This is a genomic window from Nonomuraea sp. NPDC049655 (assembly GCF_044465465.1).
Taxonomy (GTDB): Bacteria; Actinomycetota; Actinomycetes; order Streptosporangiales; family Streptosporangiaceae; genus Nonomuraea.
The window spans coordinates 407667-420889 of the sequence record NZ_JBITLS010000009.1 but is presented as its reverse complement, the minus strand read 5'-3'; the positions used below and the strand labels follow the sequence as shown (position 1 = coordinate 420889).

General features: G+C 75.1%; 15 protein-coding genes. 11 read left to right on the top strand and 4 right to left on the bottom strand.

The window, feature by feature from the left end; genetic code table 11:
- Positions 1-102 precede the first annotated feature (102 nt).
- Together ACIBQ6_RS29525 and ACIBQ6_RS29520 are read left to right on the top strand one after the other, a co-directional pair.
- Positions 103-1020, top strand: coding sequence for a sigma-70 family RNA polymerase sigma factor (locus tag ACIBQ6_RS29525; protein ID WP_397215857.1), 918 nt, complete (start codon positions 103-105; stop codon positions 1018-1020).
- A 74-nt stretch (positions 1021-1094) separates the two neighbouring features.
- A complete protein-coding gene (locus tag ACIBQ6_RS29520) occupies positions 1095-1991 on the top strand; it encodes a polysaccharide deacetylase family protein (RefSeq protein ID WP_397215855.1) in 897 nt (298 codons plus the stop codon).
- 10 nt (positions 1992-2001) lie between these two features.
- Here ACIBQ6_RS29520 and ACIBQ6_RS29515 read toward each other — a convergent pair whose 3' ends face one another.
- From ACIBQ6_RS29515 to ACIBQ6_RS29505, 3 genes are read right to left on the bottom strand one after another with little or no spacing between them, the layout of a single operon-like run.
- Positions 2002-2529, bottom strand: a complete 528-nt coding sequence (locus ACIBQ6_RS29515) for a GNAT family N-acetyltransferase (protein WP_397215853.1) — start codon at positions 2527-2529, stop codon at positions 2002-2004.
- A 25-nt stretch (positions 2530-2554) separates the two neighbouring features.
- The gene (locus tag ACIBQ6_RS29510; protein ID WP_397215852.1) at positions 2555-3151 is read right to left on the bottom strand and encodes a TetR/AcrR family transcriptional regulator; all 597 of its coding nucleotides are present in this window, start codon (positions 3149-3151) and stop codon (positions 2555-2557) included.
- 1 nt (position 3152) lies between these two features.
- On the bottom strand, positions 3153-3542 hold the full coding sequence (locus ACIBQ6_RS29505) for a hypothetical protein (RefSeq protein ID WP_352330754.1): 390 nt from the start codon (positions 3540-3542) through the stop codon (positions 3153-3155).
- A gap of 93 nt (positions 3543-3635) precedes the next feature.
- Here ACIBQ6_RS29505 and ACIBQ6_RS29500 point away from each other — a divergent pair, with 93 nt between their 5' ends.
- The 6 genes from ACIBQ6_RS29500 to ACIBQ6_RS29475 all read left to right on the top strand — a co-directional run bounded on the left by ACIBQ6_RS29500 (position 3636) and on the right by ACIBQ6_RS29475 (position 8924).
- Complete coding sequence (locus ACIBQ6_RS29500) at positions 3636-3845, top strand: hypothetical protein (protein ID WP_397215851.1); 210 nt, start codon at positions 3636-3638, stop codon at positions 3843-3845.
- A 67-nt stretch (positions 3846-3912) separates the two neighbouring features.
- A complete protein-coding gene (locus ACIBQ6_RS29495) occupies positions 3913-4305 on the top strand; it encodes a GntR family transcriptional regulator (protein ID WP_358297403.1) in 393 nt (130 codons plus the stop codon).
- The gene (locus ACIBQ6_RS29490) at positions 4302-5189 is read left to right on the top strand and encodes an ABC transporter ATP-binding protein (protein WP_397215850.1); all 888 of its coding nucleotides are present in this window, start codon (positions 4302-4304) and stop codon (positions 5187-5189) included. Before ACIBQ6_RS29495 ends, ACIBQ6_RS29490 begins: the two co-directional genes overlap by 4 nt.
- Positions 5186-6253 (top strand): ABC transporter permease, encoded by a 1068-nt coding sequence (locus tag ACIBQ6_RS29485; RefSeq protein WP_397215849.1) that lies wholly within the window; start codon positions 5186-5188, stop codon positions 6251-6253. Before ACIBQ6_RS29490 ends, ACIBQ6_RS29485 begins: the two co-directional genes overlap by 4 nt.
- Positions 6250-7683, top strand: coding sequence for a S41 family peptidase (locus ACIBQ6_RS29480; RefSeq protein WP_397215848.1), 1434 nt, complete (start codon positions 6250-6252; stop codon positions 7681-7683). The genes ACIBQ6_RS29485 and ACIBQ6_RS29480 overlap by 4 nt, the downstream gene beginning before the upstream one ends.
- Before the next feature lie 71 nt (positions 7684-7754).
- Positions 7755-8924, top strand: coding sequence for an alpha/beta hydrolase family protein (locus tag ACIBQ6_RS29475; protein WP_397215847.1), 1170 nt, complete (start codon positions 7755-7757; stop codon positions 8922-8924).
- Between the two features lie 22 nt (positions 8925-8946).
- Here ACIBQ6_RS29475 and ACIBQ6_RS29470 read toward each other — a convergent pair whose 3' ends face one another.
- On the bottom strand, positions 8947-9711 hold the full coding sequence (locus ACIBQ6_RS29470; protein WP_397215846.1) for an NAD(P)-binding domain-containing protein: 765 nt from the start codon (positions 9709-9711) through the stop codon (positions 8947-8949).
- Positions 9712-9818: 107 nt separating this feature from the next.
- On the opposite strand from ACIBQ6_RS29470, the gene ACIBQ6_RS29465 reads away from it, so the two are divergent.
- From ACIBQ6_RS29465 to ACIBQ6_RS29455, 3 genes are read left to right on the top strand one after another with little or no spacing between them, the layout of a single operon-like run.
- On the top strand, positions 9819-10061 hold the full coding sequence (locus ACIBQ6_RS29465; protein ID WP_397215845.1) for a hypothetical protein: 243 nt from the start codon (positions 9819-9821) through the stop codon (positions 10059-10061).
- Positions 10062-10081: 20 nt separating this feature from the next.
- On the top strand, positions 10082-10807 hold the full coding sequence (locus ACIBQ6_RS29460) for an ABC transporter ATP-binding protein (RefSeq protein ID WP_358297766.1): 726 nt from the start codon (positions 10082-10084) through the stop codon (positions 10805-10807).
- Positions 10804-13203, top strand: a complete 2400-nt coding sequence (locus tag ACIBQ6_RS29455) for an FtsX-like permease family protein (protein WP_397215844.1) — start codon at positions 10804-10806, stop codon at positions 13201-13203. The genes ACIBQ6_RS29460 and ACIBQ6_RS29455 overlap by 4 nt, the downstream gene beginning before the upstream one ends.
- The last annotated feature ends 20 nt before the right edge of the window (positions 13204-13223 follow it).

The following is a 13223-nucleotide window of genomic DNA, read 5'->3' as shown; positions in this document are numbered from 1 at the left end:
GGACGCGCCCGCCCGGCAAGTGTCCCGGACCGGCCGCGGTCACCTTTCTCCGCTTCGCCGCGTCAGCAGAATGAGGACGCCACTTTGAGAGGAAATATCGCTATGACTCCCCATGACCTGCTGGCTGACCGGTTCGAGGGGCATCGTCCCCGTCTGAAGGCGGTCGCCTACCGCATGCTCGGCTCGCTGACCGAGGCCGAGGACGCGGTCCAGGAGGCGTGGCTGCGGCTGGCGCGCTCGGACTCGGGCGACATCGCCGACCTGGGCGCCTGGCTGACCACCGTGGTGAGCCGGGTCTGCCTGGACGTCCTGCGCGTCCGCAAGGCCCTGCGGGAGGAGCCGCTGGAGGCGCGGCTGCCGGACCCGGTGGTCGGACGGGCCGAGGCCGCCGACCCGGCCGCGGGCCCCGAGCAGGAGGCGCTGCTGGCCGACTCGGTGGGCCTGGCGCTGCTGGTCGTGCTGGAGTCGTTGTCGCCGGCCGAGCGGCTGGCGTTCGTGCTGCACGACATGTTCGGCCTGCCGTTCGAGCAGATCGCGCCCATCGTGGAGCGCACGCCGGTGGCGGCCAAGAAGCTGGCCAGCCGGGCGCGTCAGCGGGTGCGCGGCGCGGCCCCGACCCCCGATCCCGACCTCGCCGGTCAGCGGCGGGTGGTGGAGGCGTTCCTGGCCGCGGCCCGCGAGGGCGACTTCGGCGCGCTGCTGGCCGTCCTCGATCCGGACGTGGTGCTGCGCGCCGACCGCGGCCTGCTCACCGGCGGCATGAAGGTCGTCCGCGGCGCCGCGGACGTGGCCGGTCAGGCGGTCGCCTTCCGCCGCTCGCCCATCGGCGCGGTGGCCCGTCCGGCGCTCGTCAACGGTCTGGCGGGCCTGGTCAACACCGTCGAGGGCAGGCTGTACTCGGTCATGAGCTTCACCGTCAGCGACGGCCGGATCGCCGCGATCGACATCCTGGCCGACCCCGACCGGCTGGCCGCGCTCGACCTCACGCCCCTGGAGCGCCGATCGCCGGACGGTGATTGACGAAGGTCGCCGCGGTGCTGCACGATCGGTCGCGCGGGGTCGTCCACCGGCCGCCACCTACGAAGGGTTCGCTGATGACGCTCGCCTCCCGGCTCGGCCACGCCCCCGACGACCGGCTGCTCATCGTCAACGCCGACGACTACGGCATGAGCCGGTCGGCCAACCTCGGCATCACCTCCCTCCTGCGGGCCGGGGCGATCAGCTCGGCCACGGTGATGACGCCCTGCCCGTGGGCGCCGCAGGCCGCCGCCGAGGCCGCGGGTTTCGACGTCGGGGTGCACCTGACGCTGACCAGCGAGTGGGAGGGTTACCGCTGGGGCCCGGTCACCCGCGACCGGCCCGTCCCCACGCTGGTGGACGAGACCGGCCACTTCTTCCGCGACTGCGCCTCCTTCGAACGGTCCGCCGACCCCGGCGAGGTCCGCGTCGAGATCGTCAACCAGATCCGCAAGGCCGTCGCGCTCGGCCTGGACCCCTCGCACGCCGACAACCACATGGGCAGCCTGTACGGCCTGGCCACCGGCCGCCACTTCCTGGACGTCGTCCTGCCGGTGTGCGCCGAGTTCGGCCTGCCCTTCCGCCTGCCCCGCTCGCTGGAGGGGACCGGCGCGCCGGAGGAGCTGGAGCCCGTGGCGCGGGCCCTGGCCGCGATGGCCGACGAGGCCGGGGTGGTCATCCTCGACCGCCTGTGGTCACTGCCCTTCCAGCAGGCCGACGGCGAGGACTACGACTCGCTCAAGAAGGACATGATCGGGCTGCTGCGCTCGCTGCGGCCGGGCGTGACGGAGATCTACATCCATCCCTTCGAGGACACCGACGAGCTGCGCGCCATCATGCCGGGCGCGGCCAAGCGCGGCTGGGAGCTGGCCCTGTTCACCGACCCCGACGTCCGGGAGGTCCTGGACGCCGAGGACGTCAAGCTGATCGGCTGGCTCGACCTGCGGGCCGCGCAGCGCGGCGAACGCCCGTGACCTCGGGCCGCTATCCGGGCCCGGTCGGCACCAGGTAGCGGCGTTTGCGCTCGGTGAGGTCGAGGAGCCGGCCGCCGTTGGCCTCGATGACCCGCCGGGAGGCGGTGTTCGTCCGGTCGCACATGACCAGGGCGGGGTCGACGCCCAGCCGCCGGGCGATCGGCAGCGCCGCGGCCAGCATCGCCGTCGCGTGGCCCAGACGGCGGGCGCCCGGGCGCACGTCGTAGCCGATGTGGCCGCCGAGCCGCTCCAGCTCCGGGGTGAGCCGGTGGCGGACGGCCAGCCTGCCGAGGAACCGGTCGCCGTCGGCCCACCACAGCGTGGTCATCGGCACGAACCCCGCGCGCACGCCCGCCTGGGTGCGCTCGCCCAGCAGCCGCCGGACGTAGGCCGCGAAGGCCGCCGGATCGGTCAGCGCCGCGGGATCGACGTCCTGGACGAACCACGGGACCGGGAAGTCGCGGTCGGCCCGGAACTCGGCCACCGCCTCCAGGAACGACGTCCGCAACCCGGGCGTGGGATCGACGAGGACCGGCATGCCGACCATGATGCCCGACGGCCGGTCAGGACGGGCGGGGTGTCCTCGCGGTGGCGCGGTCGAAGAGTTCGGCGAGTTCGTCGGCGCAGTGGCCGGGGTCGAGGCCGCCGGCGACCCGGTCGGCCACCGCGTCGATGCCGGCGCGCAGGGACGTGGCCATCAGGATGCTGTCGAACGTCCGGAACGCGCCGCTGCGCTGGCCGTCGTCGAACAGGGCGACCAGCCTGGCGATGGCGGCGTCCCGCTCGCCGCCCCCCACGGGCGCGCGGTTGAACGCGATCTGCTGGACCGCGCGCACGTGGGCCGGATGGGCGGCGATGAAGGCGATGTTCGCCCTGATGAACGCCTCCAGCTGGGCACGGGCTCCGGACGCGGCCTCGATCGCCGGCCGCATGAAGGCGGCCGCGTCGGAGACGACCTGCCGGACGACGGCCTCGAAGAGCTGCTCCTTGGTGGAGAAGTGGTAGGAGATCAGCCTCTTGCTGCTGAGCCCGGCATGGTGGCAGATGGCCTCGAACGTGGTCTCCGGGTAACCCCGCTCGGCGAGCACGGCGATCGCGGCCGAGGCGATCTGGGCCTTGCGGGCCTCGGTGGCCGCCTGACGGGTTCCGGAGCTCTCCATGTCAGCCCAGCTTGCCACGCTTCGGGAACGCCGCACGCACGGCACGGCGGTTGACGACGACCGCGACGGCGGCGACCAGGACGCCGACCACGGCCTGCTCGGCCTTCATCCACAGCGGGTAGCCGCTGTCCGGCGCGAGGAGGATGAGCACGACGCCGATGGGCGCGGCGACGGAGACGAACCGGATGCGCACGTAGGCGGCCCGCCTGCCGCGGGCGGCCTGCCCGGCGAGGGAGACGAGCCAGGCGGAGGCGGCGGCGACGGCGGCGGCGCGCAGCCACACCACCCAGTTGCCGCCGACGACGGCGGCCACGCCGAGCGTGGCGATCGACAGGAGCAGCACGGCGGCGAAGAGGATCCGGACGAGCCGCCAGACCTGATTGTTATCCATGAGGATAAATTTACACGCTCGGATAAAAAACTGCGCGGGATCCGCCGGGGAAAACTCATTGCCGCCGGCCGGGCGGGGCGGCCACGATCGATCATGACCGTGACCCGCGAGGTGCTCGCCTACTACGCACAGGATCTGGAGCACGACCGGCTGCGCGAGGGGCGCGGCCGCCTGGAGTTCTGGCGCACCCAGGACGTGCTGCGCCGCACGCTGCCGCCGCCCCCCGCCCGGGTCCTCGACGTGGGCGGCGGCACCGGCGTGCACGCCGAATGGCTGCTGACCGTCGCCCATCGGCCCGGCTGAGTTTTCTTACACGCCCTTGATCTCCAAAGGTTCATAGTACTAGGAGCCTAGATAAATGGAGGAAAGGGTGATCGACTTCTATCTGGACGCCCGGTCCGGCGTGTCGCCGTACCTGCAGCTGGTCCAGCAGGTGCGGCACGCGCTGCGCCTGGGCCTGCTGCGCGAGGGCGACCGGCTGCCCACGGTCAAGGAGGTCGTCGCCGCGCTGGCGATCAATCCCAACACCGTGCTGAAGGCCTACCGCGAGCTGGAGCACGAGGGGCTGGCGGCGGCCCGGCCGGGGGTCGGCACGTTCGTCACCAGGACGCTGGCCGACGCCTCCCTGGCCGCGCACGGGCCGCTCCGCCAGGACCTGCGCCGCTGGCTGGCCAAGGCCCGCCTGGCCGGGCTGGACGACGAGAGCATCGAGGCGCTGTTCATGAGCACCTTCCGGGCCGCGGCGCGGCGGGACACGGCATGAGCGGCGTCCTGACCGCCCAGGGGCTGGGCAGGAGGTACGGCAGGCGCTGGGCCCTGCGCGACTGCGCGCTCGACGTGCCGGCCGGTCACGTCGTCGGGCTGGTCGGCCCCAACGGGGTCGGCAAGACCACGCTGCTGAAGCTGGCCGGCGGTCAGCTCAGGCCGTCCGAGGGCAGCATCACGGTGCTCGGCGGGAACCCGCCGGACGCGCCGGGACAGCGGGCCAGGATCGGGTTCGTCGCCCAGGACGCCCCCGTCTACGCCGGGCTGAGCGTGGCCGACCACTTACGCCTCGGCGCGCGGCTCAACCCCGGCTGGGACGCCGCGCTCGCCGACGACCGCGTCAGGCGGCTCGGCCTCGACCCCGGGCAGCGGGCGGGCAGGTTGTCGGGCGGCCAGCGCGCCCAGCTCGCGCTCACTATGGGCCTGGCCAAGCGGCCCGAGCTGCTGCTCCTGGACGAGCCGGTCGCCGCGCTCGACCCGCTGGCCCGCCGCGAGTTCCTCCAGGGCCTGATGGAGGCCGTCGCCGAGCAGGAGCTGAGCGTGGTGCTCTCCTCCCACCTGGTCGCCGACCTCGAACGCACCTGCGACCACGTGGTCGTGCTGGTCGACTCGCGGGTGCGGGTCGCCGGCGAGGTCGAGGAGCTGCTGGCCACCCACCACCGGCTCACCGGGCCGCGCCGCGACCCCGGCCGGCTCCCCGGCGAGCAGCAGGTGATCTCCGCGCGCCACACCGACCGGCAGAGCACCCTGATCGTCCGCACGGACGCGCCGATCCACGCCCCCGCCTGGACGGTCACCCCGCTCAGCCTGGAGGACCTGGTGCTGGCCTACATGGAGCGGCCGGCCGCCGCCCGTCCGCTCGCTCTGGAGGTGCAGCGATGATCTGGTTGACCTGGCGCCAGTTCCGCGCCGCCGCCGCGATGACGGCCGGGGCGCTCGCCGTGCTCGCCGCCGTCCTGGCCGTGACCGGGCCGGAGCTGGCCGGCGACTACTCCGCCGGCATCGCCGGCTGCGCCGCGAACGGCGACTGCGGGCGCTTCTTCGACCGGTTCTTCGACGAGCACCAGACCTCCTTCCTGGCCGTCACGCTCGTCGTGCTGGTCCTGCCGGCCCTGGTCGGGCTCTTCTGGGGGGCGCCGCTGATCACCCGCGAGCTGGAGAGCGGCACCCACCTGCTGGTGTGGAACCAGAGCATCACCCGCAGCCGGTGGCTGGCCGTCAAGCTCGGGCTCGTCGGGCTGGCCGCGGTGGCCGCCGCCGGGCTGTGCAGCCTCGTGGTGACCTGGTGGTCCGGCCCGCTGGACAGGTCGGCCGCGCCGGGGTTCGGGCTGATGGACCCGCTGGTGTTCGGGGCGCGCGGGGTCGTCCCGATGGGGTACGCGGCCTTCGCGTTCGTCCTGGGCGTGACCGTCGGCATGCTGGTCCGCCGGACGCTGCCGGCGATGGCGATCACGCTGGCCGTCTTCGCCGCGCTCCAGATCGCCGTGCCGCTGCTGGTCAGGCCCCACCTGCTGCCGCCGGTCAGCGCGTCGTTCGAGCTCGGCCGCGACAACGTCGACGACTTCCTCGTGCCCGGCGGCGGCGCCGGCCCCGGCGCGCACGTGATGCTGGCCCCGGCGATCCCCGGCCGTCCGGGGGCGTGGGTGCTGTCCGGCGAGCTCGTGGACGGCTCCGGGCGCGTGCTCGGCGACGAGGGCGCCGGCGTCCTCGTCCCGGTGTCCCTGACCTCGGGACCCTGCGGGACGTCCGCGATGCGGGAACCGGGCGAGGGCGCCATGAGCGCGTGCCTGGCCGAGGTCAACCGGCTGGGGTACCGGCAGCGGGCGGTTTACCAGCCCTTCGAGCGCTTCTGGCCGTTCCAGTGGATCGAGACCGGGCTCTACGCCCTGCTCGCCCTCGGCCTGACGGCGTTCTGCTTCGACCGGCTCAGAAGGAGGCTGTCATGAGGGGCGGGACGCTGGCGGCGGGGCTCGTCCTGGTCCTGGCGACGGCCTGCGCCGCGCAGACGCCGCCGCGCGCCCGGCCCGGCGGCGCGTCCGCGGCCGCCCCGGCCGTGTGCGCGCCGCCGCAGGGCGGCGCTCCCCCCGGCGCGGAACGGCCGACCACGATCGACGTGGTGGGGCAGGCGTACCGGTGCGTCCTCGCCCGTTACTACGGCGCCGCCGCGCTGGACGACCGGACGCTGCTCACCGCCGGGTTCGCCGCCTTCGTCCGGGAACTCAACCGGGCCGGCCACGACCTGCCCGAGGCCACGATGCCGGCGCTGACCGGCGACAGGACGGCCGACTGGGCCGCGTTCGAGGCGGCCTACCGGCGGGTCGCCGACCGGCTGCCGCACGACGACGCCCTGCGCGCCCGGCTGGCCGCCGCCACCCTGGAGGCGATCGTGGCCGCGCTCGGCGACGACCACGCCCGCTGGGAGCACGGCAGACCACGCCCGCCCGGCGCCTACGACGGCGACCAGTACGGCCTGGGCCTCAGGGCCAGCGCCCGCCCGGCCGACGCCCCCGGGACGGCGCTGCCGCCGCTGTTCGTGACCGCCGTGCCCGGCGGACCGGCGCGGGCCGCCGGAGTGCGCCCCGGCGACGTCATCGAGTCGGTCGACGGCTCGGCGCCCTTCGTCGGCGCGCAGGTCACCCCGGCCGTCGTCGCCGCGCTCCACCCGCGCTACCCGCAGGCCGCCCCGGTCCGGCTGCGGCTGCTGCGTCCCGACACCGGCCGCCGCCGCACCGTGACGCTGAAGCCCCGCCTGTTCCAGCCCGATCCGGACACCCTGCCGGTCGTGGCGGCCGGCCTGCTCGCCGGGGACGTCGCCCACGTGCGGATGAGCGGCTTCGCGCCCGACTCCGCCGACCGGGCGCTGCGGGCGATCGCCCGGCTGCGGACCGGCAGGACGCTCGCCGGGGTCGTGCTGGACCTGCGCGGCAACGGCGGCGGCAGCCCCGAGGAGGTGAACCGGCTGCTGGGCGGCTTCGCGCACGGCGCGGTGACCGCCTACCAGTGCGCCGCGGACGGCTCGTGCGAGACCATGCGGACCGACGACACCGTCCCGCTGGTCGGGCTGCCGCTGGTGGTGCTGACCGACCGGGGGTGCGCCTCGGCGTGCGAGCACTTCAGCGCCGCCGTCAAGGACCTGCGGCTCGGCCGGCTGGTCGGGACGCGGACGGCCGGGGCGGTGTCGGGGCCGGCGCAGCCGTACGCGCTGGGCGACAACACCGTTCTCGCGTTCCCGTCCAGGCATCACCTGGCGCCGGGACGCGAGGTGATCGACCGGGTCGGCGTGCCGCCCGACGTGCACGTGCCGCTGACCCCGCGCGATGCCGCCGCCGGGCGCGACCCGGCCCTGGACGCGGCGCTGAACCTGCTGCACCCCTGACGATTCCCGTGCCGACGAGGACGGACCATCTCATGAGCCATGCCGTCGTACCGAAGCCGATCATCCGCGCCGTGTCGACCCTCCTGACCGTGTCGTGCCTGCTGTCGGCGTGCGCCGCGCCCGCGCCGCCGAGGGCCGCCGCCGCCCGCCCGTCGGCCACGACCGCCACGCCCGCCGCTCCCCCGGCGCTGCCCCCGCCGACCGGCGGCCGGCCGGTCGGCGCCACCGTCCTGTACCTGAAGGACGCCTCCCGCGCCGACCCGTGGGCGCCCGAGGCGAAGGCCAGGGAGCTGATGGTCACCCTGTGGTACCCGGCGCGGACGCGGACGGGTGCCCCCGCGCCCTACATGTCGGCCAAGGAGTCCGAGCTGACGCTGAAGGGCAAGCGGGTGACCGGCGCGCCCTCCGACGTGCTGAGCAAGGTGCGGACCAACGCCCGCACCGGCGCCGAGCCCGCCGGACGGGCGGGCGGCCTGCCCCTGGTGGTGCTCTCCCCCGGCTTCACCCTGCCGCGCGGCACGCTGACCGCCCTCGCCGAGGACCTGGCCTCGCACGGGTACGTCGTGGCCGGCGTCGACCACGCCTACGAGAACTACGCCACGACCTTCCCGGACGGGCGGATCGCGACGTGCGTGGCCTGCGACAGCGACACCGACCCCGGGTTCGGGCCGAGGGTGACCGCGGTGCGGGCGGCCGACGTCTCCTTCGTGCTCGACCGGCTGACCGGCCCGGACCCGGCGTGGCCGGGCTCGCGGCTGATCGACCGGAGGAGGATCGCGATGGCGGGGCACTCGATCGGCGGGGCCGCGGCGGTGGAGGCCATGCTGAAGGACCGCCGGATCCGCGCCGGCCTCGACATGGACGGCACCACGTACGCCCGGATCCCCAGGGGCGGGCTGTCGCGGCCGTTCCTGTTCCTGGGGTCGGCGGGCCACCCGCCGGGCGGGCGCGACACCTCCTGGGACCGCGACTGGAAGCTGCTGTCCGGCTGGAAGCGGTGGCTCACCCTGCCCGGCGCGGACCACCAGTCCTTCACCGACGTGCCGCTGCTGGCCCGGGCGCTCGGCCTGGGCGCGCCGGGCTCCCTTGACGCGGCGCGGCCCACGCAGATCGTCCGCGCGTACGTCCGGGCCTTCCTCGACCTGCACCTGCGCGGCAGGCCGCAACCGTTGCTGGACGGGCCGTCGGCGCGCTATCCGGAGGTGCGGTTCTGCGTGCCCGGGAGGAAGGACTGCCGGTGACCGCCCGGCCGGGAGCGCGTGGTCAGGCGAGGCGGTCGAGCAGGTCGTCGAGCGTCCCGGCGAGGGCCTGCGAGCTGGCCGGGGTGAACCAGGTGGTGCGGACGCGTTCGTTGCTGCCGTTCGGGGTCTCGTGGTCGGCCGCGAGCCGCGCCAGCGAACGGCTCTCGTCGCCCAGGGCCCGCCCGAGCCCCTGGAACAGGCCGCGGACGTAGCCCTCCGCCACCTCGGGCGGCACGCCGTGCCCGGCGGCCCACGTGCTGAGCGTGGCCAGGTAGGACAGGTGGGTGGTGAGCGTGGCGGTCAGCGCGGAGAAGACGTTGAAGGCGGCCTCGTCCTCGGCCGCGAGCACGCCGCCCAGCCGTTCGAACAGGGCGTCGGTGACCGGGTGGGACGGCCAGGTCACCGTGACGGAGTCGCGGTCGCGGACGGCGGGCAGGGGGATGGCGCGCACCAGGGTGGCGCCGGTGTCCAAAAGCTTGCGCAGCTCCTCGACGGCGACGCCGGCCATCACGTTGACCACGATCGTGTCGTCGGCCACGCGCAGGCCGGCCAGCGCGTCGTGCCGGTCCGGCGGGCGCACGGCGATGACGACCAGCTCGGCGCGGTCCACCACCTCCTGGTTGGAGGCGCACACGTGCACGTCGGCGTAGCGCTGCGACAGCTCCGCCGCCGCGCGAGCGCCCCGCGGCGAGAGGAACACCTGGGGACGCTCGCCGGGCCCCTCGCACAGGCCCGTCACGATGGCCCGGCCGATCTCGCCCACCCCGATGACCCCGATCCGCTGCACCAAGTCTTCCTCCCGATCCGTGGTCGTACGTACTACAGCAGTCTGTACCGTTACTTCGGTTGCTGGCGGGATTCAGCGCGGAGACCTGCGTCCATAGCGTTGTCCTCATGAGCGATCCGTACAGAATTGACACATATGAGCGGCCGGCGCACAGCCCGCGGACCCCGCGGCGGCGACCGGTGTCGCGCGCCCTGCTGTGGATCATGGCGGTGTGCGGCGCGTCGGTGAACGTGGCGGCCAACCTCGTCATGCGGGGCGATCTGACCGCCCTCGGGCTGGCGTCGGGCGTGGTGGGCGTGGCGGGCATCGCCGGGCTGCTGATCCTGCGCTTCGCCGGCGGCCGGTCGTGAGCGCGGTCGTGCGGCCCGTCATGGAGGCGGTCGTCACGCTGGAGCGGGTGAGCAAGACCTACGGTGACGTGGTCGCCCTCGACGACGTCTCGCTGGCCTTCCCGCGCGGCCGGTTCGTGGCCGTGATGGGGCCGTCTGGCTCGGGGAAGAGCACCCTCCTGCAGGCCGCCGCGGCCCTGGAGCCGCCGACGTCCGGCGAGATCACCATCTGCGGCGTCGAGGTCACCCGCATGTCGGAGACCCGGCGCACGGAGTGGCGCAGGAAGCACCTGGGCTACGTGTTCCAGTCCTACAACCTGCTGCCCACCGTGACCGTCGAGGACAACGTCACGCTGCCGTTGCGGATGGCCGGGGTGCGCCCGGACCGGGCCTGGCTCGGCGAGCTGGTCGACCGGATGGGCCTGCGCGACCGGATGCGGCACCTGCCCACGGAGTTGTCGGGCGGCCAGCAACAGCGGGCGGCGATCGTCCGGGCCCTGGCCGCGCGCCCGGACGTGGTGTTCGCCGACGAACCCACCGGCGCCCTCGACCTGCGCAGCGCCGCCCACGTGCTGGACCTGCTGCGCGAGCTGGTCGACGACCTGGGCCAGACCGTCGTCATGGTCACCCACGACCCGGCCGCCGCGGCCCGCGCGCACGACACCGTGCTCATGGCCGACGGGCGGGTCCTCGACGTCCTGCCCGCCCCGACCGCCGAGGACCTGGCCGTACGGCTGGCGCGGCTGAGCGCGGAGCGGGTCGCATGATCAGGCTCGCGCTTGCGCTCGCCAAGGCGGGCGGGCTGGTCGTGGTGTTCGCGGCGGTGCTGGGCGGGATGGCGCTGGTGACCGGGACCGGGGTGCTGGTGGACTCGGCCTTCCGGGCGCAGCCGCCCCTGCGGCTGTCGGGCGCGGACGTGCTGGTCTCGGCCCGGCAGACGATCCCGCTGAAGGAGGAGCCGGACATCGCGCTGCCAGAACGCGCCAGGATCCCCGGCTCGCTGGTCGCCTCCGCGTCCGGGGTGCCCGGCGTGGCGGCCGTGGCCGGCGACCTCGCCTTTCCCGCCGCCGTCGGGTCCGGGACGGCCGGGCGGACCGCCGACCCGGCCACCGCCGGGCACGGCTGGTCGTCCCTCGCGCTGAGCGGCCGCATCACCGCCGGACGGGCGCCGCGCGCCGCCGACGAGATCGCGGTGAGCGGCGCGCGGGTCGGCGACCGGCTGCGGCTGACGGCGGCCGGCACGCCGGGCACCTACCGGGTGAGCGCCGTGGTGGACGCCCCCGGCGTGTACTTCACCGACGCCGTCGCCACCGCCCTGGCCGCCAGGACGGCGGGCCGGGCGCGGACGGTGGACCTCGTCGCGGTCCGCGCGGCGCCCGGCGTCTCCCCCGAGACGCTGGCCGCCCGGCTGAAGGCCCGCCTGGGCGACGGCTACGCGTACGCCACGGGCCGGGACCGGGCCGACGCGGAGTCGCCGGGCGCGGCGGCCGGCCGCGGGCTGCTGCTGGTCCTGCCCTCCTCGATCGGCGGGATCAGCCTGCTGGTGGTCGGGTTCGTGGTGGGCGGCGGCCTGGCGCTGTCGGTCAACCGGCAGCGCCGCGACCTCGCCCTGCTGCGCGCGGCCGGCGCGACGCCGCGTCAGGTGCGCAGGCTGGTGGCCGTCCAGGCCGCGGCGGCGGCGCTGCCGGCCGTGCCGTTCGGGGCCGCGCTCGGCTACTTCCTGGCCGCCCGCTTCGGCGAGCTGCTGGCCGGGATCGGGCTGGTGCGCGCGGACCAGCCGCTGGTGTACGGGCCGCTGCCGGCCGTGGCCGCGACGCTGCTGCTGCTCGGCGTCACGCGGGTGGCCGCGTGGGCGGGGTCGCTGCGGGTCTCGCGCATGCCGGTGGTCTCCGGGCTGCCCGAGCCGCGCACGCCGTCGCCGGCGCGGACCCGGGCGGGGCTGCTGCTCATGCTCGGCGCGCTGGCGCTGTCCGTGACGCCGCTGTTCATGCGGGGCGAGGCGGGCATGATCGGTCCGGGCATCGCGTCGATCGTCGCGGTGATCGGCCTGGCGCTGGCCGGTCCGCGGCTGGTGCAGGGTGTGGCCAGGGCGGTGGCCGGGTCGCGGCTCATGACGCGGCTGCCCGGCCCGCTGTGGCTGGCGGTGCACAACTCCCACGGGTACGCGCTGCGCACCGCCGGGGCCGTGGCCGCCCTCGGCATGGTCCTCACGCTCGGCCTCAGCGTGGTGCTCTCCCAGACCACGATGGAGCGGGCGCGCGCCGACGAGGTCGCTTCGGGCCTGCGCGGTCTCGTCACGATCACCGCTCCGGAGCTCGGCGGCGTCCCGCGCGACCTGCTGGCCGACGTGCGGTCGCGGACGAAGGCGGCGGGCATGGCGATGACGACCGTGGTCACCGAGCCGCTGCTGACCGGCGACAGCCCCGCCCTGATGCCCACGCCCGCCATGGCGCTCGGCCCGGACGCCGAGGGCCTGGTCGACCTGGACCTCGCCGACGGCGGCCTGTCCGGCCTCAAGGGCGCGGCCGTCGCCGTGGAAGAGGGCCTGGGCCAGGTGGGCCGGACCATGGACCTGATCATGGGCGACGGCGCGCGGGTGCGGGCGCGGGTGGCCGCCACCTACCGGCGCGGCCTCGGGTTCGGCCCGATCGTGGTCTCCCGCGACCTGGCCGCCGCGCACACGACGACCGGCCTGGACAGCGCGGTGCTGGCCCGTCCTGCCGACTTCGGCGACCTCGCGCGCCGCCCCGGGCTGCACTTCGACAGCCGCGCCGCGGGACCGCAGGCCGCCATGGCCTCGGCCCAGACGCTGGTGAACGTGGCCGTGCTCGCCGTGCTGCTGGGCTACGTGCTGGTGTCGGTCGCCAACCGGCTGGTGGCGACGACGACCGCGCGCCGGGAGGAGTTCGCCGGGCTGCGCGCGATCGGCCTGACCCGGCGTCAGCTCAGGCGGGTGGTGCGCTGGGAGGCGCTGCTCGTGGGCGCCGGGGCGTCGCTGTCGGGGCTGGTGCTGTCGGCGGTGCCGCTGGTGCTGCTGAGTGTGGGCTTCCTGGCCCGCCCGCTGCCTGCCGGGCCGTTGTGGCTGGTCCCGGCCTCTATCCTGGCAGTGATGACGATTGTGTCCCTCGCCATGGAGCTACCCGCCCGGAAGATCATGACGTGACGTGAAAGCTCTGTGGCGGT